Consider the following 24,045-nt stretch of genomic DNA (forward strand, 5'->3'; position numbering starts at 1 on the left):
TTATATAAACTCTGTTTCGAAATGATTCAGGGCGTAGAAGGAGTGGAAGAGAATGAAACAAGGTATCCATCCAGAATATAAAAAAGCGCTAGTTAAATGCGCATGCGGTAACGAATTTGAAACTGGTTCAGTGAAGGATGAAATTCGCGTAGAGGTTTGCTCTGAGTGCCATCCATTCTATACTGGCCGTCAAAAATTTGCATCTGCAGATGGACGTGTTGATCGATTCAATAAAAAATACGGCCTTAAGCAATAACATTCAAAACAGGCAAGCGCAATTTACTTGCCTGTTTTTTCTCTTTATACATAGTTAGTTTATTGAATTTTTAGTGTATAATACGAAACAAATAATGGGACATAACGTGTTCATATAGAAAAGAAGAAACGGGTTTGGAAGGAGCGGCAATGGATTATGTTTGTAGTAAAACAATCGGGCTGGATTGAGGTTATTTGTGGGAGTATGTTTTCAGGGAAATCCGAGGAATTAATTAAGAGGGTACGCAAGGCACAATTTGCAAAAGAAACCGTTGCCGTTTTTAAACCAGTGATTGATAACAGATATAGTGACTTAGCTGTTGTATCGCACAACGGAAGCCAAGTACAGGCCACATCCATTTCAACCTCACACGAAATTCTGGGATATGTAACAGCGGATGTGGACCTAGTGGCAATCGATGAAGCCCAATTTTTAGATGCTGACCTGACAGAAGTCGCCCAAACATTAGCGAATCGTGGGCACCGCGTCGTTTTAGCTGGCCTTGATCAGGATTTTCGCGGCGAGCCCTTTGGACCGATGCCGCAATTAATGGCGATTGCAGAGTTAGTGACAAAGCTTCATGCGGTTTGCTCAGTATGCGGCTCACCAGCGAGCCGAACTCAGCGCCTCATTAATGGTGAACCAGCTCTGTACGATGATCCCGTTATTAAAGTCGGAGCCTCAGAAAGCTATGAACCAAGATGCCGCCATCACCATGAAGTGCCTGGAAAACCGAATGCTTTGATGCACCAGCTAAATAAAGAAGTAAAACTATAATACCCCTTTTTGTAAGGGGTTTTTCCTTTTTTAGGATAAAATATTTTCTGCCCCTAGAGGAGATGATAATCCTAGGGGAGGTAGAAGAATAATGAAAATAGTAACAGGGTGTCTATCCGCACTTTTTTGTCTGTCCCTCCTCGGAGGATGCGGCCCCGGTGGTGCCAAGGATTCTATCTTTGAAGAAGCCGATTCTTATGGAACGCGCCTTAGCACCGAACGGCCAGATGACCTGAATGGCCGGGACTTGAGAGATGATCGGACCAATACGAACCAAAGCCCGACCTCTTATATTGATCTTAGTGATGACATGCCAACCTTAGACGATGACATGGATCAGGCCAGAGGTGTAATCGAAAGGGAAACAGATTATGAGCCAGGTCCTATCACAATCAATGGCCAAGATATGTGGGTCACTGCATATCATCAGGGCATCATGTCAGAAGAGGAACGAAGAAGAGAAGAAGCAACTCTCCATAAGCTCTTAATTAAAGCCTTGCCTCGATATTATATCGAAGTTCAATTAAGAGAAGATCGCAGATAAATGAAAAGCCAGGTCCCTCTAGTACGAAAGAGGGGGTGGCTTTTTTGTTTGGGTGGAGGGTTGATGAATTCCTGTTAAAGGGTAGGAGTTCAGTTAAATGAGGTTGAGTTCGGTTATCGGGAGTGAATTCGTTGAAACGGCAGCGGTTCGTTTATTGAATTTCTGAGTTCCGTTAAACGGCAGCGAGTTCGATTATCGGGTTTACTGAGTTCGTATAAACGGCTGAGAGTTCGGTTATCGGGTTTCTGAGTTCGTATAAATACAGTTGAGTTCGGTAAACGCTGTACTGAGTTCGGAAATAGGGTAGCTGAGTTCGGTAAAATGGAGCCGAGTTCGGTAAAACGGGTACTGAGTTCTGAAAAAAAGTGCCTGAGTCCCGAAAAACAAGTACTAAGTTCCGAAAAAAAGTGCCTGAGTCCCGAAAAACGGGTGCTGAGCTCTGAAAAAAGTCCCCGAGTCCCGAAAAACAAGTGCTGAGTTCCGAAAAAAGTGCCTGAGTCCCGAAAAACGGGTACTGAGTTCTGAAAAAAGTGCCCGAGTCCCGAAAAACAAGTACTAAGTTCCGAAAAACAGTACCCATGTTCCGAAAAAAGCACCCGCGTTACGAAAAACGAGCCAATATATAAGTAACCCAGCCCCCATTTTCAAAATCTCCGCTCCATTACAAATATTCATCGCTAACAAAATCCAATTTTATGTGATAATAGTGTAAAGGAATAACGTGTAAAAAGGAGAGGGAGAAAAATGCTGACGGATTACCATGTGCACATGCATGAAACCGGAGATTTTTCGGTCGATTATTTGAAAAAGTACATAGAAAAGGCTAAGGAAAAAGGGATTGAAGAGCTCGGAATATCGGAGCATGCCTACTTTTTCTGGGAGACGAAGGACATCCTCTCCAATCCTTGGATCGACAATCGGCGCGGGATTGATTTTAACGATTATTTACGGCTTTTTGAGGAAGCCAGGAAGCAGGATTTACAAGTCAAAATGGGAATTGAAATGGACTATACCCCTGGAAAAGAAAAAGAGATGGAGATCTTCATCAACTCTAATCCGTTCGATTATGTAATCGGTTCGGTTCACTGGATTGGGGACTGGGGGATAGACTTAGAAATTTATCGGAATGAGTATGATAAACGAGACATTTTTGAAGCATATGAGCAGTATTTTGATCAGATTGTAACGTTAGCAGAATCGAAGCTTTTTAGCTTTGTCGGCCATATTGATTTAATTAAAATTTTTAAATATAAACCAAGTGACCAAGCCTTTATCGAAAGACAATACGACCGCGCAGTGAAGGCACTTGCCGAGTCTGGGACATGTATTGAAATAAGTACGGCTGGCTTGCGCAAACCAGTGGGAGAAATCTATCCGGACCCGTTACTGTTAAAGAAATGCTATGACGCTGGGGTAGGAATTGTACTGTGCTCCGATGCCCATGCGCCGAAGCATGTCGGTTACGAATATGAGCAATCTCTGAAGCTAGCGCGCTCGGTCGGGTATGAGGAAATTCAAGTATTTACGGGGAGAAAGAAGGAAACCTATCGGCTCGGTTAATAGGTTCAAACCGGGCAAACAAGCGCTGCAGGACAGGTGGGGAATGACGATGACAATCGAAAAAGATGGAGTAAAACTAACTTTTTACCAGGAAGAATTTAAACAGAATTTAGAATATGATTTGCCTGAAGACCAAGCAAATTTTACCGGCTTGCCGTTAGAAGCCCTGGAAAAATGTAAAATTGAGGATGATCGGCATCCTGTCGTGATTCTCTATCAGAATAAACCCTCAGGATTCTTCGTCCTTCATGGCTGGGAAGGGGTAAAGCTGTATAGCGATAATAAAGATGCGATTTTGGTAAGAGCCTATTCGATTAACCCTGAATACCAGGGGAAAGGCATTGCGAAAGCATCTCTTGCTTTGCTGCCGTCCTTTGTGAAGGAAAACTTTCCGGATAAAAACGAAATCATTTTAGGGGTCAATTTTAACAACAAACACGCACAACAGGTATACTTAAAAACTGGATTTATCGATAAAGGCCATCGCATAATGGGTACAAAAGGTGAACAATTTGTATACCATTTGCCGCTTTAAAAAAGAAGCAACGCACTTCAAACTTAGTGCGTTGCTTTTTTCATTCAAAATTAAAGATCAATTGCAATGACATTAAAGATATCCGTTAGCTCTTTTAATTGGGAGATAACATGTTCTTCTGCCTGGCGGTCGACGGTTAGCATCATGATTGCATCTCCGCCTACATTGGAACGGCCCACTTGCATGGTTGCGATGTTTACATCAAATTTAGCAAGCAGGGTACCAACTCGGCCGATTGCACCAGGCTGGTCTTTATGCCGGATCAGGATCATATGGCCAGCAGGTGTAACGTCCACGCTATAATCATCGACTTTGACAATTCGTGCACCAAGACCATTCAGCAAAGTTCCAGCGACTTTTTTCAATCCAGTTTTAGTTTTAATTTCTACCGTTAATAGATTTGTGAACCCCTTGGTGGATGATGTTTTATGTTCATTTACCGTAATGCCTTTCTTCTTGGCTAGATAAGGGGCATTCACATCATTGACATGGTCACCAAGGTAACGTTTGAGCATGCCTTTAACTGTATTACGGGTAAGAGGAGCTGTATTCAAATCAGCTAATTCACCAGAATAATAAATACATACTTCTTCAATCGCCTCATCACTTAAACGGGAAACAAAGCTGCCCAATTTTTCAGAAAGGACAAAGTATGGCTCAATTTTTTTCATCACCTCAAGCGGGAGGGACGGCAGATTGACAGGGTGTTTAGCCAAGCCTCCTGTTAAGATTTCAAGTACATCCTGACATACATCGATTGCTACATTTTCCTGTGCTTCTACGGTGCTGGCTCCTAAATGCGGTGTAGCAATAACTTCTGGCAATTCAAGCAGCTTGAAATTTTGCAGAGGCTCTTCTTCAAACACGTCCAAGGCTGCACCAGCCACTTTTTTAGAAAGAATCGCTTCATATAAAGCTTCTTCATCAATAATGCCGCCCCGGGCACAGTTGATGATTTGCACGCCGTCTTTCATTTTTTGAAAGGCGTCACGATTAATAATATGTTTTGTTTCCTTCAACAAAGGTGTATGAACGGTGATAAAATCTCCTTTCTGTAAAACCTCATCGAGCGTTCCATACTCAATCCCCATTTTATCTGCTTTTTCCTCTGTTAAAAACGGATCATAGGCAATGACATTAAGCCTTAAGCCTTTTGCACGGGCAGCTACCTCGCTGCCAATGCGGCCGAGGCCGACGATGCCTAATGTTTTATTTTTTAATTCAACCCCGACAAATGATTTACGGTCCCAGCGATGATGCTCTTTTAACGCAGTAAACGCCTGTGGAATTTTTCTGGCTAATGCCATTAACATTGCAATCGTGTGCTCTGCAGCTGAATTTGTGTTTCCATCCGGTGCATTGACAACGAGAATCCCATGTTCAGTTGTAGCTTCAAGGTCAATATTATCAACGCCAACACCAGCCCGGCCGATGACTTTTAAATTGGCAGCATTTTCGATGACCTCTCTTGTAACCTGTGTTTGGCTTCTGACAAGTAAGGCATCGTACCGGCCGATAGACGCGATTAAATCTTCTTTAGAAAGACTCGTGTTGACAGTGACTTCAATGTTTTTCGATTCCCGTAAAGGCTGAAGACCTTCTTCACTTAATGGATCGCTGACCAAAATATGCAGTGTCATGATTACTTCCTCCGTTCCAAATAGATAGTCTGTGCTGCGATGGTACCTTTGCCGAAATCTCGTTTTACTCCGATTTGCTGCAATCCTAATTCTAATAAGCTAATAAATTGTAATACATCAGCAGGGGTACAATAGCCCATGTGGCCAATGCGGAATATTTTACCCTTTAAGTGATTTTGTCCGCCCGCAAAGCTCAGGCCAAATTCAGTTTTTAAAACTTTCCGAAGCTGGTCTGCTTCAAAATCCTCTGGATAGATGGCTGTAACAGTCGGTGACGCGGTGTCATCTGCAGTGAGAAGCGGCAAGTCTAAGGCCTGACAGGCTTCTCTTGTCATCTCCATCATTAACTGGTGCCGTTTATAAACGTTTTCTAATCCCTCAGTTTCTAAGAGGTTCAAGGCTTGCTCAAGTCCAAATAATAAAGATAAGGCAGGGGTAAAAGGTGTCGTATATTTAGCTAGATTATCACGGTATTTCCGTAAATCTAAGTAAAAACGCGGCTGCGGATTTTCTTCGATGACTTTCCAAGCGCGCTCACTCGCTGCAACAAATGCCAAGCCAGTCGGGAGCATAAACGCTTTTTGTGAACCGGTAACAAGGATATCGATACCCCATTCATCCATTTTTGCTTTAACACCGCCAATACAAGAAACTCCATCAACAATAAATAAGGCATCTGAAGCGGATTGAATAGCGCTCGCAATTTCTTGAATCGGGTTTAAAACACCAGTTGATGTTTCACAGTAGGTGGCAAAGACAACTTTGATAGAAGGGTGATTTTGCAGATAAGCATTTACTTGCTCCGGATCGACGGCATCGCCCCAAGGCACGTCTAATCGATGAATTTTAAGCTGATACGTTTCGCAAATCTTCGCAAATCGGTCACCGAAGGAACCTGTAACCAAAACCAATACTTCATCACCAGCCTGGGTTGTATTGACAACCGCTGTTTCTAGACCAGCCGTACCACTTCCGGCCAGTATCAATACTTCTTGCTCGGTTCCAAAAATCGGTTTTAATCTAGGATGAATTCGCTTAAGCAGTTCACTTGTTTCTTCACCTCTGTGTCCTATCATTGGCAGATTCATAGCCCGCTGAACACTAGGAGGGATTGGCGTAGGTCCTGGAATACGTAAAATCTGATGATCTGTTAACATGAATCATTCTCCTCTCATAATTCAAGACAATAGAACTAAAAAAAACCTTCCACCCCTTAAAACTAGAAGGGGCGAAAGGTTTAACTTACGCGGTACCACCCTTTTTCGCTGCTCTAAAAAAGAACAGCCTTCATTAGGTTCCAACTGATAACGGGAACGACCCGAACAGACCTACTATGTATTCAGCCTGCTTACTCCGAAGTGCTATTCATTGATAAGAACACTGGTTTCCACCACCCACCAGCTCTCTAGAAGATCTTGATACAATGAACCTGTCTTCTTCACTGTATTTGCGTTATTGCTTTACTAATGTAAATTATAATAGCAGACTAAAGGCTACTGTCAATTACTTTTTTAAAATTTTGTATATTGGTTAATTTTGCTTGGTGGTGTAATGGTTTACACTTCATTTGTGCTATGAACAGGCGGCCAAAGTCTAGTAAAAAGGTTGCCCTAAGTTCGTTATTAGGGTACTCAAATCGGTTAAATGCTGCGAGTTCGGTTAAATGGGTCTGAGTTCGTTTAAAGGGTTTCTAAGTTCGTTAAAAGGAAATTTAGTTCGTTTATAGGGCATCTGAGTTCGGTTAAACGGTTCTAAGTTCGGTAAAAGAAAGGCTGAGTTCGCTTAAATAGGTGCTGAGTCCGGTTAAATCCATCTAAGTTCTGTAAAAGGGTTCTGAGTTCTGTTAAAAAGGTGAAGATACCCTAAGTACGTGTAATTAGTTCCGAAAATCGAGTACCGAGTTCCGAAAACCGGTTACCGAGTCCCGAAAACCGGTTACCGAGTCCCGAAAAACGGTTGCGAAGTTCCGAAAACTGGTTGCAAAGTTCCGAAAACCGGTTACCAAGTTCCGAAAACCGGTTACCGAGTCCCGAAAAACGGTTACCGAGTCCCGAAAAACGGTTGCGAAGTTCCGAAAACTGGTTGCAAAGTTCCGAAAACCGGTTACCGAGTTCCGAAAACCGGTTACCGAGTTCGCGAAAACCGGTTATCAAGTTCCGATTAACGGTTGCCGTGTCCCGAAAACTCATAGCCAATTTTTTAAAAAAGGCTCATTCTTGCCATGATTCGTATATAAACCACTTTGACCTTTTAACTCACAATATAATATAATGACAATGTTATGCAGAATATGAGGTGAGTACAGTGTTTGATCGTCTACAGGCTGTTGAAGATCGCTACGATAGATTAAACGAGCTTTTAAGTGATCCGGAAATCGTGAATGATCCGAAAAAGCTGCGTGAATATTCAAAAGAACAATCTTCTATTCAAGAAACAGTAGAGGTTTATCGTCAATATAAAGAGATTAAAGAACAATATACGGATGCAAAAGCGATGCTTGAAGAAAAGCTCGATCCGGAAATGAGAGAATTGGTAAAGGAAGAAGTAGGGGAGCTCGAGGAACAATTAGAAGAGCTCGAAGCTCGTCTTAAAATTCTCTTAATCCCGAAAGATCCGAATGATGATAAAAACGTTATTATGGAGATTAGAGGGGCTGCCGGCGGGGACGAGGCTGCTTTATTTGCAGGCGACCTATACCGGATGTATAGCCGGTATGCTGAATCTCAAGGCTGGAAAATTGAAATCATTGAAGCTAGTACAACCGGTGTTGGCGGATATAAAGAAATTATCTTCATGATTAATGGACATGGAGCCTTTTCAAAGCTTAAGTATGAAAATGGAGCTCACCGTGTTCAGCGTGTGCCGGAAACCGAATCTGGCGGACGGATTCATACATCAACAGCCACTGTTGCTGTATTGCCGGAAGCTGAGGAAGTCGAAGTCGACATTCATGAAAAAGATATCCGTGTTGATACCTTCGCTTCCAGCGGTCCTGGCGGCCAAAGCGTTAACACAACGATGTCTGCTGTCCGCTTAACGCATATCCCGACGGGCATTGTGGTTTCCTGTCAGGATGAAAAGAGTCAAATTAAAAACAAAGAAAAAGCGATGAAAGTTTTACGCGCTCGGATTTATGATAAATTCCAGCAGGAAGCCCAAGCGGAGTACGACCAGCAAAGAAAATCAGCGGTTGGTACCGGAGACCGCTCTGAGCGGATCCGCACCTATAATTTCCCGCAAAACCGGGTGACGGACCATCGCATTGGGTTGACGATTCAAAAACTAGACCAAATTTTAGAAGGCCGTCTAGATGAAGTGATTGATTCTCTTGTTATGGAAGATCAATCGAAAAAGCTGGAGAATGCTGAGGCATGAGCAGAGAAAAGAAGGTAATGGAAGCCCTGGCGTGGGCTTCTTCTTTTTTAACAGAACAAGGAAGAGACGCCAACGCTGGTGAATGGCTCCTGCAGTATATTAAAAATTGGTCTAGATCGGATTTGATTTTTCATTTGCGGGAACCGTTGTCTGAAGAGGATTTTCGAGAGTTTGAAACGCTTGTCCTGGAACACGGCAAAGGGATCCCGGTTCAATATCTGATGGGATCCGCTGAATTTTACGGGAGAACCTTTTTAGTCAATTCTAACGTGTTGATACCAAGGCCAGAAACCGAAGAACTGATTGAAGGAATTTTACAGCGCACAGACCGTCTTTTTCAATCGAACCAGCCGCTAAAAGCAGTCGATATTGGTACAGGGTCTGGTGCGATTGCGATTACCTTGAAAAAGGAACGTCCTCATTGGGACGTCTGGGCGGTCGATATTTCTGGAACAGCTTTAGCGGTAGCGGAGGAAAACAGCAAAAGGCTAGATGCTAAGGTTTCCTTCGTTAAAGGGGATTTGTTAGTACCCTTCCTTGAAAATAACGAAAAGTTCGATGTGATTGTTTCAAATCCGCCTTACATTCCAGATCGAGACATTGAGGAGATGTCGGTCGTCGTCAAAGATCACGAACCTCACCTTGCTCTCTTCGCTGGCGCGGAAGGTTTAGATATTTATCAAAGACTGATCCCGCAGGCAGTTCGCTTATTAAATAAGCCCGGATGTTTAGGTCTTGAAATCGGGCATGGACAGGGAAAGGCAGTTTCGGAGATTTTCGAAAGGCTAGATGCTCGTTATGCTCCTGACGTTGTGCTGGATATCAATCAAAAAGAGCGAATGGTTTACTTAGAAAATCGATAAAAAAGCGCATCTGTTCTAACCATGGACAGATGCTCTTTTTGTTTTCTAAGGCAAAACTATCAATCTTTCAAACTGACTCTTTAAAAATTGCACCACTTTTTTTCATTTTGATAGTTTAAGATTCGAAATCTGTGTCAAGACTGTCTTAGTGAAAGGGTGGTGTATCCAATGAAAGCCAAAATTTTAGCGGGATTATATTTATTAATATTAGTAATCGGAACAGTTCTGTCTTTATATATTCCTAAAAATGAAGTAACAGCAAACGAAGCTTTAGTTATTCCAAATGAAGCGATTCGTTTAAGAATACTAGCCAATAGTGATAGTGAAAAAGATCAGGCCGTGAAACGGAAAGTAAGAGATGAAGTTAATCAGGCAATTACCGTGTGGGTTTCAGAACTAACATCACTGGAGGCTGCCAGAGATACAATTAGAGGGAACCTTCCAAAAATAGAGGAAATTGCAAAAAGAATATTAAAAGAAGAAGGACTTCATTATTCTGTGAACGTAGACTTTGAGGAGGTTCAGTTTCCGACCAAGCTTTACGGAGATTTTCTTTACTCGGCTGGCACCTATGAAGCTGTACTCATTACCCTCGGTGAAGGATCAGGTGCTAATTGGTGGTGTGTACTGTTCCCGCCTTTATGCTTTGTAGATTTTTCAAATGGAATTGCGACCTCTCCAGGTTTTGAGGAAAATGGGAAAAAAGTTGAAGCCGCTTCCGATGAGGATAAAGCTGAAGAAGAAAGTGAAAAAGCCAATGTCGTGAAAACAGTGGAAGTAGCGGACAAAGATAGCAAATCGGACAGTGAGCCGCTTTATGTCGAGGAAAAAGAGGAAGAGGTAGAATTTCGGTTCTTTTTAGTAGACTTTTTTAAATCTATTTTTTAGATTCAAATAGAATGTCAGCAGCGGAAAATGTTTCTGTGTGCTGACATTCACTTTTGTTTGCAGCCTGATTTTTTCATATTCTATCAATTTTCGGTTCTAATCACTCTCTTAAATCCATATGAATGTGACAAGAGATCAAAAAGAGGTGATAGAATATGGGATATAAATCAAGATTGGCCACAAAAGAGGATGTAGGCTTTTTAAAGCTTTTTTTAGAAAACGCTGAATTAAGTACTGAGGGTGTGGATCAATTATTTGAATACTTTATTCTTTTGGAGAACGATCAGAAAGAGTGGGTAGCCTGCCTGGGAATTGAACCATTGGGAACGGTGGGCTTAATGCGATCTTTTGTCGTGTTGCCAAAAGTAGAAGAAGAAGGCATTTTTCTCCTTTTTGAAAAAATGCTTCAGCTCGCGCAAGAAAAAAAAGTAAACCAAATCTTGCTGGCAACCAACCGCATGAGCTCGATTCCATTCCTTTCGGCCCTAGGATTTACCGCTGTGGAAAAAGAAGACTTGCCCAATGAACTTTCCCAATCTGCTCACGGCAAACAACTCCTGCAAACCCAAAACGTCACCTTCATGCGCAGATAAGGATGCACACGCGCCTGCCACGCCCCGAAATTTGTCGAATTGTGGATAAGTGGTTTTGGATGCTAGGAGAAAAGTCGGGAAAATGGGTATTATCCACAGATTTATCCACTACCTACCCACAAAATGTGGACAATTATGAGGAAAATAGAGCAAAATAAATGGTGGAAGGGTGTGAACTTATGGGGACAACTCTGTGGATTGTGGATATAAATGTGGATGAATTGTGGGAAACCCCAGAGATCAAACAAGCAGCTGATTATCTTTGTAAGGGGGAAGTGATTGCATTTCCGACCGAAACAGTCTACGGATTAGGCGCTAATGCAACAGACTCACAGGCTGTGAAAAAAATCTTTGAAGCTAAGGGGAGACCGAGCGATAATCCCCTTATTGTACATATTGCGGACCCAAAGCAAATGAAAGAATTAGTAGATGAAGTAACTCCAGTCGGGCAACAATTAATAGAAGCCTTCTGTCCAGGACCGATCTCCTTAATCTTTAAAAAGAAAGAGGGCGTGTTTTCTGAGCTCGTAACAGCCGGTTTAGATACAGTGGCTATCCGGATTCCAGAGCATCCAGTTGCATTCGCCTTGTTAAGAGCTGCCGGTGTACCGGTGGCAGCTCCAAGTGCCAATCGATCCGGCAAACCAAGTCCAACAAGTGCAGAGCATGTGATGGATGATCTGAACGGATTTATAAAAGGTGTGATTGACGGAGGAGAGACCGGTTACGGCTTGGAATCGACGGTTGTCGATTGCACCGGAGAGGTTCCTGTCATTTTAAGACCGGGAAGCATTACAGCTGATGCGATTAAAGAAGTGGTTGGCGAGGTAATCGTTGATCCAGCTCTTAAGGATGAAAAGGAAGCGCCGAGAGCACCGGGAATGAAATATCGTCATTATGCCCCTGACCATCCATTGTATTTGGTGGATGGAACCTCGGAATTGCTGCAAAGCTTTGTCAACCAATTTAAAAGAGATGGCAAACGGATAGGAGTCATCACAACCAGGGAAAATCAGGCTAAAATCGATGCGGATGCAATTATTGTCATGGGAAGTCAAGCAGATCTATCCAGTATTGCTCATTCGCTTTATGATAGTCTCCGCAAAAGCGATGTATTGGATGTGGACATCCTCCTCAGTCTCTGTTTCCCTGAAGAAGGCGTCGGACAAGCTATTATGAACCGACTGCGGAAGGCAGCGGGGAATCGGGTGTTGACCCAAGCGGATTTAGCTAAATAGCTGCTTAAAAAAAGTGGGATGTGCTGGGGTTTGAAGCTGGTGCATCCCGTGCTTTTTTGAAAAAAGCCCCTTGTGAAGTCTGCCCCCGCTACCAAGAGCAAAAAACCACCTTCCTACATATGTAAACCGCCATCTCACAAACAAACAATCCCTAAAACCAAAATAACCACAAGCACTCCCCCATCAGCACATTTTTTCAATTCCCGCGGAATCAGCCTTCTAAATGATTTCGGACATGCATATGTTAAATTAAGGCAAGTCCAAAGGGGGAAAGAGAGTGGCTACGTTTGGTGAACTCATCACATTATTAATAATGGCTTTTGCTTTAGGCATGGATGCCTTTTCCGTAGGGCTTGGGATGGGGATGATCAAGCTGAGATTAAAGCAAATCGCCTTAATTGGTGTAACAGTAGGGTTTTTTCATATATGGATGCCGTTACTCGGTATGATTACAGGACATTTTTTATCAGATACCTTTGGGCAAGTGGCAAGCTATGCAGGGGGCATTTTGTTAATTGTCTTGGGGATTCAAATGTTTTGGGCCAGCTTTCAAGCGGAAGAAACAAGCCACATCCGGCCAGTTGGAATGGGACTCATTATTTTTGCTGTAAGTGTAAGTTTAGACAGTTTTTCTGTCGGGCTGACATTAGGAATATATGGAGTTCAAACGTTGCTTGCGATTGTGTGCTTCGGCATTGTAGCAACTGTATTAACTTGGGTTGGGCTCCTGCTGGGGAGAAAGGTGCAGGGGCTGCTGGGTCAATACAGTGAAGCGTTAGGCGGCAGCATCCTTTTTGTTTTTGGCATTAAATTACTAATTCCAATTTAAAAAAGGAGCTTGGAAATCGATCCAAGCTCTTCTTCAGGAATGTGAAACACCTTATTTCACTGGAATCCAAATCTCAGAATAATAATTTGGATCGGTAGGATTATCATGCGGATACACTTCTAATTCTGGTGTTCCCGCATGTTCATAACCGCTGGAAGGAAACCATTCTGAGAAAATTTGCTTCCACACTTTTTGCATTGCATGTGGCATAGGTCCGTGAACCTCAAACACCGCCCATTTGGAAGCAGGGATTTCTAATTCTAATAACTTCTCTGGTGTATCGCCATTATAATGAACAGCAATCCAGTATTCGATCATTTGTTCTTTTGCAGCCCTTTGATCCACACATACACCCAGTAAACCGCGAATCTGACCGTTATTCAGCTTCGCTAATAAATCATTCGTTCCATTTCGGTGAACCTCATCCCACATAAATGGAATTCCCTTCGTATTCTCCTCGTTTTCCAATGAAAACTCGCGCTTGACTCCGACCGCCTTAAAACGGTCTTTTTCTAAAATTTTTACTTGCATTGGTTCGGCTCCCTTCAGACTCACCTGTATCGTCAGGCGATTATAAGATTTCAGCTTTCCGCTATACTTTCGAACCTCACTCGGGGAAATCCCGTGCTGTCTGCGAAAGGCTTTCGTGAAAGCTTCTGGAGTGTCATAGCCATACTTGTAGGCTAAATCAATCACTTTGCATTTTTGCAGTGAAAGTTCATGAGCAGCGAGCGTCAAACGCCGGCGTCTAATGTATTCACCTATAGTCAGATCAGTCAAAATGTTAAATGTTCGCTGAAAGTGAAAAGCGGAGGAATTAGCCGCCTTTGCAATATCTTCCGCCGAAATATCTTCCAGTAAATGATCTTCCATATAGTTAATCGCCTTCTGAATTGATTCAACCCATCCCATATCGCTCACTCCTTAACGTTATCCTACCTGCATTCCGAACCAGAATCCTGTCTTTCTATGCTTTGTTTCGTCAGGTATACTTGTATTTTCAAGTTTTTTAGAAAAATTCCTTTTTAAAAAAGGCAATCTTGATAAACAAACATGCGATGAATCCGATATAAAAGATAGAAATATGAAATGGTATCAGAATAGGACGTCACGCTCTACTATCGATGACATTACTGGGTTATAATGGTAGCATGAGGAGGATGAGGACATGAAACGTCTTTTGTTCGTCTGTACAGGGAATACATGTCGCAGTCCGATGGCTGCTGCAATTATGAACCAATTGGGAATTGAAGCAAAATCTGCAGGTATTTTTGCTGCTGCAGGCAGTGATGCAACACCACAAACGAAGCAGGTTTTATCTGAAAATGATATTTTATACCATCATTCATCACAACCGGTTACACCTGAAATCTTAGATTGGGCCACTCATATTTTGACCATGACTGAAAGCCATAAGGGGCACCTATTACATCGTTACCCTTCGGTCCAAAATAAGACATTTACAATAAAAGAATTTGCAGACGAAATGGGTGATGTGATCGACCCATATGGCGGAAGCGTCTATGAGTACCGCCAGACCTTTTCAGAGTTAAATGAATTATTGAAAAAAGTAGTAAAAAAATTAGAGAATGAAGCATAACGGAGGGAGACTACCTTGGGGGAACAAGTTAACTACAAATTTAGCTTACGAAAAAAATTAATTGCCTTAACAAGCATATTGGCAATTATCACTTATTCGACAAGTGCGATCTTTTTATCAGTTTTATACGAACCGATCACCAAAGCAATCCCGATGAGTGATACCACTTTCACCCTTTTAACGTTAGTATTAGGAATTATTTGGTCTGGCATATTAGCCTTTTTTGCAGCAGGCTGGATCATAAAGCCATTAAAGCATTTAGAGAAGGCTGCACTGGAAACAGCAGCAGGAAACCTTCATACCGATATCACAGTTTCTGCTTCGGACGATGAAATCCGTTCATTAGGTTTGGCCTTTCAGCAAATGTCTGCCAACCTAAGAGAAATGGTAAAAGAGGTCGGCGAGGCCGCTCAGGAAACAGGCGAAAAGGTAATAGCAATAACGTTAGAATCGGAAAGAGCAGCTTCCCAGGCGGAAAGTATCTCTCGTACGATTAGTGAGATCTCGACTGGTGCGGATAATTCAGCTTCATCGGTTCAAACCACAGCCGAATCTGTGGAAGATGTTGTAAAAATTGCAGACAACGTTCGGGAAAAAGCGCAGTCTGCAAAAGAAGTTTCTGAGAACATGGTGCAAGATTTGAAAAAGAGTACAGAAGTCATTCAATCTCTATTAAAAGGGATGGGTGAACTCTCACGCGAGAATGAACAGTCATTAAATGTCGTTAAAGAACTGGAAGATCACGCAAAAAAAATCGGACAAATTATCAAACTCGTTGGCGACATCGCAGAACAAACCAATCTCCTTGCCCTTAATGCTTCAATTGAAGCAGCTCGCGCTGGTGAGCACGGAAAAGGGTTTGCCGTTGTAGCTGAAGAAGTTCGACACCTGGCCGATGAAAGTCAGAAGGCGGTTTCCGATATTTCAAAATTGATCCAAAGTATTCAAGCTGAGGTTCGTAACGTAGTAAATCAAATTACGGCACAAGTGAAAAAAGCCGAAGAAGAGACAAACAAAGGGAATGCAACCCAAACGGCAATGGAAGAAATGGCGAGTACCATCCATGAAGTGGCCGAATCGATTCAAGCCATCTCTGATTTAGTTGAAAAGCAAATGGAACACATCCGCAACACAGCCACACAATCACAAGAAGTGGCAGCAATCGTAGAAGAGACTTCAGCCGGAGCTCAGGAAGTAGCTGCAGCTACCCAAGAGCAGGCAAGAGTCATCCAAAATGTCGAAGAAATGGCAAATGAATTAAAATTCCAAGCCGATAAACTGAAAGCAGCCATTGCAAAGTTTCACGTATAAACAAACTGCCCCCTTATCTGATTAAGGGGGTTATTCATTTTCATTCGGGGTTTGTCTTCTATCACGGATTCACTTCCCACTCACTCGGGGTTTGTCTAATGCATTTTACTGGGGACGTTTCCCTTTATAATTCTCAGAATCTATGCCAAAATAAGGCTAGAGACAATAAATAAGGAGTGAACCTTACGTGAAGGTTGTCATTGCTTCAGATCATGGCGGAATCAACTTAAGAGAAGAAATTAAATCATTATTGACTGAATTAGGGCTTGAATTTGAAGATATGGGCTGTGAATGTGAAACATCGGTGGACTATCCGGACTATGCATTGCCGGTTGCAGAAAGAGTAGCCAGCGGCGAGTTTGACAGAGGAATTTTGATTTGCGGAACTGGAATCGGAATGTCGATTTCCGCTAATAAAGTAAAGGGAATTCGCTGTGCCCTTGTCCATGACGTGTTCAGTGCCAAAGCAACCCGTCAGCATAATGACAGCAATATGCTGGCAATGGGTGAGCGTGTAATCGGACCAGGCCTCGCCCGCGAAATTGCTCGTGTCTGGCTAACGACGGAATACGAAGGCGGCCGTCATGATAAGCGGATCGGAAAAATTAAGGAATACGAAGAAAAGAACCTATAGGGTGCCAAAATGGATTGGTTAAAAACGTGCGAAGATGATTGGAGAGACATCATTCAAGACTTCGAATCCCAGGTTTCGCTGAATCAAAAGCAGATTCTCGTTATTGGCTGCAGTACCAGTGAAATTGCCGGCAAACGAATTGGAACTGCAGGAACCGAACAAGTGGCGGAAATGATTTTTAAAGAGCTTCAAAGCCTTCAGGACCGGACAAAAGTTCATCTTGCGTTTCAATGCTGTGAACATTTGAATCGCGCCATAGTAGTAGAAGAAGAAACGGCTGAAAAATTCGGATTAGAAGAAGTAACCGTCATACCAGTTCGGAAAGCGGGCGGTGCGATGGCTACCTTTGCTTATCAACACTTTAAAAATCCAGTCGTTGTAGAGTCAATCAAAGCTCACGCTGGAATTGACATCGGTGACACCTTCATAGGCATGCATCTAAAACCGGTAGTCGTTCCAATTCGGACCGAGAAAAAGCAAGTCGGCCACGCCCATGTAACATTAGCCAAAACAAGACCAAAACTCATCGGCGGCGAACGGGCCGTTTACGTCGATTCTCGAGAAAATCAATCGTGTTAAACTTTAGGCTTCCGCCATCTGGTTGGCGGGAGTTTTTTTGTAGGTGAGGTAGTGAGTTCCGAAAAACAGTGTGAGTTCGGTTAAATGGGTTTAAGTTCGTTTAAAGGGTAGCCGAGTTCGGTTAAAAAGGATTGAGTTCGTTTATCGGATTGCTGAGTTCGGTAAAACTAACTTGAGTTCGCTAAAAGGATTGCCGAGTTCGGTTAAATAGGTGCTGAGTCCGGTTAAATCGGTCTGAGTTCTGTTAACGGAAACTGAGTTCGCTTTAAATGATCAAGAATATCGAATAAAAAGAATTAATTGATAAAAACGGCTGTAAGTTTCGAAAAATACAAGCCGAATTCCGAAAAACGATGGTTGAGTTCCGAAAAACGGTGCATGAGTTCCGATAAATGAGGCTTGAGTTCCCATAAACGATAGCCGAATTCCGAAAAACGATGGCTGAGTTCCGAAAAACGGTGCATGAGTTCCGATAAATGAGGCTTAAGTTCCTATAAACGATAGCCGAATTCCGAAAAACAATACCTGAGTTCCGAAAAACCGGCGCTAAGTTCCGAAAAAAACTGATACTGATTTCCGAAAAACCATATTAATATTACAACCAAACTAAGCAGTTTTTACATAAAGTAGAAATTCCTAAAAATCATGTCGAAATAACTACTGATTACGTGATTAGAATAAGTCAAAATATAGTTAAAGCAAACTCGATAACTTTTCTAAGAATGCAGGGTGATACATAATGAGCAAAAATGTACTAGGAGCGATTTGTTTAACGGCAGCCGCCAGTATTTGGGGCGGGATGTACGTTGTCAGTAAATATTCGCTAGATCAGATTCCGCCATTTGGTTTAATGTGGCTTCGTTATTTGCTTGGGTTCGGACTGCTTTACGCAATTTTAAAAGGGACCCGACAAAAGGATACACGACCTCTTCGAAAAAAGGACTGGTTCCAATTTGCCTGGATTGGATTAATTGGCTATTTTATCTCGATTGCCGCCCAATTCTGGGGGACAAAACTCTCCAATGCAAGCATGGGGTCTTTAATTACTTCCGCATCTCCAGCATTTATTTTTATTTTTGCCTGGATCCTATTAAAAGAAAAATTGACTGTAAAAAAGCTAGCCGCTCTTATTCTCTCAACCATTGGAGTTATCATGGTTATTGGTCTGTCGCCAAGCCAAAGTCAAACTTCACTGCTGGGAAATCTGATTTTAGTCATAGCAGCGGTTACCTGGGCCCTTCTTTCGGTATTTGTCAAAATGGCGTCAGCACACCATAGTTCACTAGTCATTACAACATATGCGGTTGGATTTGGTTGGCTTTGGACAACTCCTTTCTTTATTTGGGAGGCGTTCACAGTAGGGTGGAGCTTTTCTTCGCCATTACTACTATCTTTGTCCGTTATTTACCTTGGTTTTGTTTCAACCGCGGGGGCATTTTTCTTATGGAATAAAGGCTTAGAGTTAATGGAGGCAGGGATTGGATCTTTATTTTTCTTTTTCCAGCCGCTAGTAGGGTCAATTCTGGGGTGGCTGCTGCTTAGTGAAGACCTTTCGATGAGCTTTTTAATGGGGGCCATTTTAATACTTACAGCTGTCGGAATCGCAACCTATCAGCGAACCAATCATGCAAACAACAGGATAAACTTGGAAAGAAATTAAAAAGGAGCCGCATATTGCTGCTTCTTTTTTCATAAATAAAAGCATGAGATTAGCCAAAAAAGTGGAATATGGGTAGTTCTCCCTAAAAAGTGGAAATCGAAAGGGCGGACAACTAAAAAAGTAGCTTCATATACTGGTATAGGAGAACCATCATGGATGATTGAAAGGAGATGGTAATACTGTTTATATATCCAACAGATGTCGAACGTGTGACTAGCGGATTTCGTACATCTTCGCGGCCGAACCACCATGGCGTAGATTTTGCAGAACCAGGGACACATGAAATTTATGCTACGGCTGATGGCACTGTTTCCAGGTCCTATGTATCCAGCAGCTATGGGGAGGCAATTTTTATTGTCCACGTCATCGACGGGCAAACGTGGGAGTCGGTATATGCCCACCTGCGCGAAGGCTCGAGGCGTGTAAAGGAAGGCGACCGGGTCCGGCAAGGACAGGTCATCGGAATTATGGGAAACACAGGGGACTCGTCAGGTCAACATCTACACTTTGAACTTCATAGGGGGAGATGGAATATTAATAAAACAAATGCTGTGAATCCTCTTTCATACTTACAACGGGAAGAAACGGATACTCAACGATATCGTTTAGTGACAGGTACATTTCCGAATGCAGAGTCATTCGTAGAAGCTTTAAGAAAGATGAGATCCCGATTCAATTGGGTAATCTATGAAAAGGCTGATTCTACTGATTTCAACCCTAATTATCGGATCGTGACAGGAACATTTACAGGCAAGGCCTCAGCTGACAGAGCAGCGCAGCAGGTTCGCGATGCATTTGGCTGGATTGTCTATATCCAAGAAGCTTAACATGTAACAGAATAATAGCCGCCTCGCGGCTTTTTTATTTTTTGAAAGGCTATTTTCGGAAAGATTGTAGAAAAAATGAGTACTGGGAGCAACAAAGTTTACGAAAAGAGCTTTTAAAAAAGATAATGTATCTAAATAAAAGAACTGATAGACTGGTAATCAAATAGAGTCAGATTAGGAGGCGCTGCCTATGTTTATCGTAAATGTCGAAGCAGCGATTATGAAAAATGAGAAATGGCTTGTAATACAAAGAGGTCTCAAGGAAGAACATGCTGCGGGGACCTTGTCGCTCGTAGGCGGGAAAGTCGACAGTGGCGGCATTGTTCAAGATGTGCTGGAGGAAACCATTAAGCGCGAAGTAGAAGAAGAGGTCGGAGTTACGATTACAAATAACATCCAATATGTACATAGCACTTCCTTTATTGCAGATGACAATATCCGTGTAGTTGATATTGTATTCTTATGCGAAATAAAGAAAGGTGAACCTTATCGGAAAAGTCCGGACGAAGTCGAAAATATTTATTGGCTGACAACTGAAGAAATTATGAACCACCCAGATTCTCCTCCTTGGCTCAAGGAAAGTATCAAGCGAGCGGAACAAATCACCCGGTAAGTTTTTTAAATAGAAAAAATTGAAAGAGCTTTTCAATAAATAAGACGTGGAACGGCCCTATATATTCGTGATACAATAAGGACGTCGTTTTAGAATCGAAAAATGTCTATAAGGGGGAAGTGTCAATGAGCCATATTAAAGAACAGGACTTACAAGTGTTTGAAGCGATCCAGAAAGAATTGGGCCGTCAGCGTACTAAGATCGAGTTAATTGCCTCTGAAAATTTCGTTTCAGAAGCTGTCATGGAAGCCCAAGGCTCTGTCTTAACCAATAAATATGCAGAAGGCTATCCGGCTAAGCGTTACTACGGTGGTTGTGAATATGTAGACGTTGTAGAAAATATTGCAAGAGACCGTGCCAAGCAAATTTTTGGCGCAGATCACGCGAATGTTCAGCCTCATTCTGGGGCTCAAGCAAATATGGCGGTTTACTTCACCATTTTACAGCCAGGAGATACGGTGCTGGGAATGAACCTTTCTCATGGCGGCCACTTAACACATGGCAGTCCGGTTAACTTTAGCGGAATTCAATATAATTTCGTTGAATATGGGGTAGATGAAAAAACTCATACGATTAGCTATGAAGATGTTCTGCAAAAAGCAAAAGAACATAAGCCGAAGCTAATCGTTGCGGGTGCAAGTGCATACCCTAGAGAGATTGATTTCAAAAAGTTCAGAGAGATTGCGGATGAAGTCGGAGCCTACTTAATGGTGGATATGGCTCATATTGCCGGTTTAGTGGCAGCAGGATTGCATCCAAATCCAGTTCCTTATGCTGATTTTGTCACTACCACAACTCATAAAACCCTTCGCGGACCTCGCGGCGGTATGATTCTATGTAAAGAAGAATTCGCGAAACAAATCGATAAAGCGATCTTCCCTGGAATTCAAGGCGGTCCGCTTATGCACGTAATTGCTGCCAAAGCAGTCGCATTAGGGGAAGTATTGGATGAAAGCTTTAAGGAATATGCACAAAATATTATCACCAATGCCCAAACCCTGGCAGATGCCCTTCAAAAAGAAGGCTTGACTCTAGTTTCTAGCGGAACAGACAATCACCTTTTACTAGTCGATGTTCGTTCTTTAGGTCTTACTGGTAAATTTGCTGAAAAGATTTTGGATGAAGTCGGAATCACGGTTAATAAAAACACGATTCCATTTGATCCAGAAAGTCCATTTGTAACAAGCGGAATCCGTATTGGTACAGCGGCTGTTACATCCCGCGGTTTTGGAAAAGAAGAAATGGCAGAAATTGCGTCCATTATCAGCCGTGTCTTAAAGAATAATGACGATGAAAAAGTATTAGAACAAGCAAAGCAAGACGTTTCAGCTTTGACAAGCCGCTTTACCCTTTACCCTGAAAGAGGATAGTTGGAACGAAAACCCTCAAACTCTACCTTAGAGTTTGGGGGTTATTTGGGTTCGAAAGGTTACGTGAAGGGACGGCATCCAGTTTCCTGTCAGCTACATTTTCATGACATTTTATTATCTTTATTGCTGGTTCACTTTTTTTTCTGTAAAATGAGACGAAGTGTGTAGAATATGGATAACGGGAGTTTATAGTAAGGTCCGTTACGATGAAGAAAAGGAGCGATTTTTTTGGCAAAGGTATATGTTTTCGATCATCCATTAATCCAACATAAATTAACGTACATACGAGATAAAAACACAGGAACAAAAGAATTCCGCGAGCTAGTCGATGAAGTGGCGACACTAATGGCTTTTGAAGCAACTAGAGATCTTCCGCTCGAAGAAGTAGAAATTGAAACACCCGTAAGTAAAGCTAAAGCAAAAACATTATCGGGTAAAAAATTAGGTGTTGTTCCGATTTTACGGGCTGGGATCGGCATGGTTGACGGGATATTAAAGCTGATACCAGCCGCAAAAGTGGGTCACATTGGCTTATACAGAGACCCAGAAACACTCAAGCCGGTTGAATACTATGTGAAGCTTCCTTCTGATGTGGAAGAACGTGATTTCATTGTCGTGGACCCAATGCTTGCAACAGGCGGATCTGCTGTCGAAGCATTAAACTCTTTGAAAAAACGCGGTGCTAAGCATATGAAGCTTATGTGTTTAATAGCCGCACCTGAAGGGGTAAAGGCAGTAGAGGAAGCCCATCCAGATGTAGATATTTATATTGCTGCTCTTGATGAGAGGCTAAACGATCACGGCTACATCGTACCAGGACTAGGAGACGCAGGCGACCGTTTATTCGGAACGAAGTAATTTCTAAAGGCGGAAGCAAGCGCAACGGTAATTTATAAAAGAAAGCTGGTGGAACAAATGAATCGACCAATTAAAGTAATGACGATATTTGGGACAAGACCTGAAGCTATTAAGATGGCTCCGCTAGTCCTTGAATTAAAGAAAAGACCGGAGCAATTTGAAACGATTGTAACGGTAACCGCGCAGCACCGGGAAATGCTGGATCAGGTTCTTGAGATTTTTGGGATCGAAACAGATTATGACCTGAACATCATGAAGGATCGCCAAACGTTGGTTGATATCACAACAAGAGGACTTGAGGGTCTGGATCAAATCATGAAAGAAGCCAAGCCAGATATTGTGTTGGCCCACGGTGATACAACCACGACTTTTATTTCCGCTCTTGCTGCCTATTACAACCAAATTCCTGTGGGCCATGTGGAAGCAGGTTTGCGGACCTGGAACAAATATTCGCCATACCCTGAAGAAATGAATCGTCAGCTAACCGGAGTGATGGCTGATTTGCATTTTGCTCCAACGGAAAAATCAGCTGAGAATCTGCGCAACGAAAATAAGCAAGCGGATTCTATTTTTATCACGGGTAATACAGCAATCGATGCTTTAAAAACAACCGTTAAAGAAGATTATCACCACGAAATTTTCGATAAGATCGGCTCTGACCGGTTAGTGCTTATGACCGCACACCGCCGCGAAAATCTGGGCGAAAACATGAGAAGTATGTTTAAAGCGGTTAAACGAATTGTAGAAAATCACGAAGATGTTCAAGTCGTGTACCCGGTTCACTTAAATCCGGCTGTGCGTGAAACGGCCAATGACATCTTAGGAAATGATCCGCGCATTCATTTAATTGAGCCTTTAGACGTAATTGATTTCCATAACTTCTTATCACGCAGCACCATTATTCTCACAGATTCAGGCGGAATCCAAGAAGAGGCTCCATCACTTGGCAAACCAGTGCTCGTGCTGAGAGATACAACGGAACGTCCGGAAGGAATCGAAGCAGGTACTCTCAAGCTTGCCGGGGTAGAAGAGGATACCATTTACAATCTGGCACATGAACTTTTAACAAACGAGCAAGAGTACGAAAAAATGTCAAAAGCATCAAATCCATACGGTGACGGCCAAGCCTCTGCACGAATTGCCGAAGCGATCCGTTACTATTTCAAACAAACAACAGAAAAGCCGGAATCTTTTAAGGCATAATGGTTTATGGGCGAAGACTCGATTTGGGGGTCTTCGCTTTTTTTATGGAAAACCATCATTTTTTTGGTCCTTTTTTAATAGGAGCAAATTTATGATGTAAAATTTGTCTTCTGACCGGAATACACAGCTAAAATTTTATTAGTTTAACAGGTTGTGTGTAAAAAATTAAAATAACGTGCAAAAATCGTATATAACGTGCGAAAAATCGATTTAACGTGCAAAAACATGCGATTATCGTGCAAAAACATGCGATTATCGTGCAAAAGTGAATTCTCAGGTAACATCCCATCAG

At 42.4% G+C, this 24,045-nt stretch carries 24 protein-coding genes, 1 pseudogene and 1 other annotated feature; of the genes and pseudogenes, 22 read left to right on the top strand and 3 right to left on the bottom strand.

The window, feature by feature from the left end; all coding sequences use genetic code 11:
• Positions 1-52 precede the first annotated feature (52 nt).
• From rpmE to CRO56_RS01300, 5 genes are all read left to right on the top strand, one after another.
• The gene (gene rpmE / locus CRO56_RS01280) at positions 53-256 is read left to right on the top strand and encodes a 50S ribosomal protein L31 (protein WP_097156780.1); all 204 of its coding nucleotides are present in this window, start codon (positions 53-55) and stop codon (positions 254-256) included.
• 156 nt (positions 257-412) lie between these two features.
• Positions 413-1,033 carry a thymidine kinase gene (locus CRO56_RS01285; protein ID WP_097156781.1) on the top strand — a complete coding sequence of 207 codons (621 nt, stop codon included), beginning with the start codon at positions 413-415 and terminating at the stop codon, positions 1,031-1,033.
• Between the two features lie 91 nt (positions 1,034-1,124).
• Positions 1,125-1,577 (top strand): hypothetical protein, encoded by a 453-nt coding sequence (locus tag CRO56_RS01290; RefSeq protein WP_097156782.1) that lies wholly within the window; start codon positions 1,125-1,127, stop codon positions 1,575-1,577.
• 744 nt (positions 1,578-2,321) lie between these two features.
• On the top strand, positions 2,322-3,137 hold the full coding sequence (locus CRO56_RS01295; RefSeq protein WP_097156783.1) for a histidinol-phosphatase: 816 nt from the start codon (positions 2,322-2,324) through the stop codon (positions 3,135-3,137).
• Between the two features lie 49 nt (positions 3,138-3,186).
• The gene (locus tag CRO56_RS01300; RefSeq protein WP_097156784.1) at positions 3,187-3,672 is read left to right on the top strand and encodes a GNAT family N-acetyltransferase; all 486 of its coding nucleotides are present in this window, start codon (positions 3,187-3,189) and stop codon (positions 3,670-3,672) included.
• A 50-nt stretch (positions 3,673-3,722) separates the two neighbouring features.
• On the opposite strand, the gene serA is transcribed toward CRO56_RS01300, so the two are convergent.
• Positions 3,723-5,312, bottom strand: a complete 1,590-nt coding sequence (gene serA / locus CRO56_RS01305) for a phosphoglycerate dehydrogenase (RefSeq protein ID WP_097156785.1) — start codon at positions 5,310-5,312, stop codon at positions 3,723-3,725.
• 2 nt (positions 5,313-5,314) lie between these two features.
• Positions 5,315-6,469, bottom strand: coding sequence for a pyridoxal-phosphate-dependent aminotransferase family protein (locus tag CRO56_RS01310; protein WP_097156786.1), 1,155 nt, complete (start codon positions 6,467-6,469; stop codon positions 5,315-5,317).
• A 64-nt stretch (positions 6,470-6,533) separates the two neighbouring features.
• Positions 6,534-6,763 (bottom strand) — a binding site (T-box leader).
• An 853-nt stretch (positions 6,764-7,616) separates the two neighbouring features.
• Between CRO56_RS01310 and prfA the strand changes: the two genes are divergently transcribed.
• The 6 genes from prfA to CRO56_RS01345 all read left to right on the top strand — a co-directional run bounded on the left by prfA (position 7,617) and on the right by CRO56_RS01345 (position 13,098).
• A complete protein-coding gene (gene prfA / locus CRO56_RS01320; RefSeq protein ID WP_097156787.1) occupies positions 7,617-8,687 on the top strand; it encodes a peptide chain release factor 1 in 1,071 nt (356 codons plus the stop codon).
• Entirely contained in the window at positions 8,684-9,550 is an 867-nt protein-coding gene (prmC, locus tag CRO56_RS01325; protein ID WP_097156788.1) for a peptide chain release factor N(5)-glutamine methyltransferase, read from the top strand. The genes prfA and prmC overlap by 4 nt, the downstream gene beginning before the upstream one ends.
• A 168-nt stretch (positions 9,551-9,718) precedes the next feature.
• Positions 9,719-10,438, top strand: coding sequence for a stage II sporulation protein R (gene spoIIR / locus CRO56_RS01330; RefSeq protein WP_097156789.1), 720 nt, complete (start codon positions 9,719-9,721; stop codon positions 10,436-10,438).
• A gap of 155 nt (positions 10,439-10,593) precedes the next feature.
• Complete coding sequence (locus CRO56_RS01335) at positions 10,594-11,031, top strand: GNAT family N-acetyltransferase (protein WP_097156790.1); 438 nt, start codon at positions 10,594-10,596, stop codon at positions 11,029-11,031.
• A 179-nt stretch (positions 11,032-11,210) separates the two neighbouring features.
• Positions 11,211-12,269: an L-threonylcarbamoyladenylate synthase gene (locus tag CRO56_RS01340; RefSeq protein ID WP_097156791.1), complete on the top strand. Its 1,059-nt coding sequence runs from the start codon at positions 11,211-11,213 to the stop codon at positions 12,267-12,269.
• A gap of 313 nt (positions 12,270-12,582) precedes the next feature.
• Positions 12,583-13,098 (top strand): manganese efflux pump MntP, encoded by a 516-nt coding sequence (locus CRO56_RS01345; RefSeq protein WP_097157192.1) that lies wholly within the window; start codon positions 12,583-12,585, stop codon positions 13,096-13,098.
• 51 nt (positions 13,099-13,149) lie between these two features.
• On the opposite strand, the gene CRO56_RS01350 is transcribed toward CRO56_RS01345, so the two are convergent.
• Complete coding sequence (locus CRO56_RS01350; protein ID WP_097156792.1) at positions 13,150-14,010, bottom strand: AraC family transcriptional regulator; 861 nt, start codon at positions 14,008-14,010, stop codon at positions 13,150-13,152.
• A 256-nt stretch (positions 14,011-14,266) separates the two neighbouring features.
• Between CRO56_RS01350 and CRO56_RS01355 the strand changes: the two genes are divergently transcribed.
• The 11 genes and pseudogenes from CRO56_RS01355 to wecB all read left to right on the top strand — a co-directional run bounded on the left by CRO56_RS01355 (position 14,267) and on the right by wecB (position 23,753).
• The gene (locus CRO56_RS01355; protein ID WP_097156793.1) at positions 14,267-14,698 is read left to right on the top strand and encodes a low molecular weight protein arginine phosphatase; all 432 of its coding nucleotides are present in this window, start codon (positions 14,267-14,269) and stop codon (positions 14,696-14,698) included.
• A 153-nt stretch (positions 14,699-14,851) separates the two neighbouring features.
• Positions 14,852-15,070: pseudogene (locus CRO56_RS23545) on the top strand (HAMP domain-containing protein); the annotation flags it as partial.
• Between the two features lie 12 nt (positions 15,071-15,082).
• On the top strand, positions 15,083-16,009 hold the full coding sequence (locus CRO56_RS01360; RefSeq protein WP_425427165.1) for a methyl-accepting chemotaxis protein: 927 nt from the start codon (positions 15,083-15,085) through the stop codon (positions 16,007-16,009).
• A 187-nt stretch (positions 16,010-16,196) separates the two neighbouring features.
• Positions 16,197-16,643, top strand: coding sequence for a ribose 5-phosphate isomerase B (gene rpiB / locus CRO56_RS01365; protein WP_097156795.1), 447 nt, complete (start codon positions 16,197-16,199; stop codon positions 16,641-16,643).
• Positions 16,644-16,652: 9 nt separating this feature from the next.
• The gene (locus CRO56_RS01370; RefSeq protein ID WP_097156796.1) at positions 16,653-17,222 is read left to right on the top strand and encodes a TIGR01440 family protein; all 570 of its coding nucleotides are present in this window, start codon (positions 16,653-16,655) and stop codon (positions 17,220-17,222) included.
• Between the two features lie 739 nt (positions 17,223-17,961).
• On the top strand, positions 17,962-18,882 hold the full coding sequence (locus tag CRO56_RS01375; protein ID WP_097156797.1) for a DMT family transporter: 921 nt from the start codon (positions 17,962-17,964) through the stop codon (positions 18,880-18,882).
• Between the two features lie 170 nt (positions 18,883-19,052).
• A complete protein-coding gene (locus CRO56_RS22725) occupies positions 19,053-19,709 on the top strand; it encodes a M23 family metallopeptidase (RefSeq protein WP_097156798.1) in 657 nt (218 codons plus the stop codon).
• Positions 19,710-19,899: 190 nt separating this feature from the next.
• On the top strand, positions 19,900-20,322 hold the full coding sequence (locus CRO56_RS01385) for an NUDIX domain-containing protein (RefSeq protein WP_097156799.1): 423 nt from the start codon (positions 19,900-19,902) through the stop codon (positions 20,320-20,322).
• Between the two features lie 125 nt (positions 20,323-20,447).
• Positions 20,448-21,692 (top strand): serine hydroxymethyltransferase, encoded by a 1,245-nt coding sequence (locus CRO56_RS01390; RefSeq protein ID WP_097156800.1) that lies wholly within the window; start codon positions 20,448-20,450, stop codon positions 21,690-21,692.
• Positions 21,693-21,920: 228 nt separating this feature from the next.
• A complete protein-coding gene (upp, locus tag CRO56_RS01395) occupies positions 21,921-22,550 on the top strand; it encodes a uracil phosphoribosyltransferase (protein ID WP_097156801.1) in 630 nt (209 codons plus the stop codon).
• Between the two features lie 57 nt (positions 22,551-22,607).
• Positions 22,608-23,753, top strand: coding sequence for a non-hydrolyzing UDP-N-acetylglucosamine 2-epimerase (gene wecB, locus CRO56_RS01400; RefSeq protein ID WP_097156802.1), 1,146 nt, complete (start codon positions 22,608-22,610; stop codon positions 23,751-23,753).
• Positions 23,754-24,045: the final 292 nt, after the last annotated feature.

It is taken from the genome of Bacillus oleivorans (genome assembly GCF_900207585.1).
Lineage (GTDB): Bacteria > Bacillota > Bacilli > Bacillales > JC228 > Bacillus_BF > Bacillus_BF oleivorans.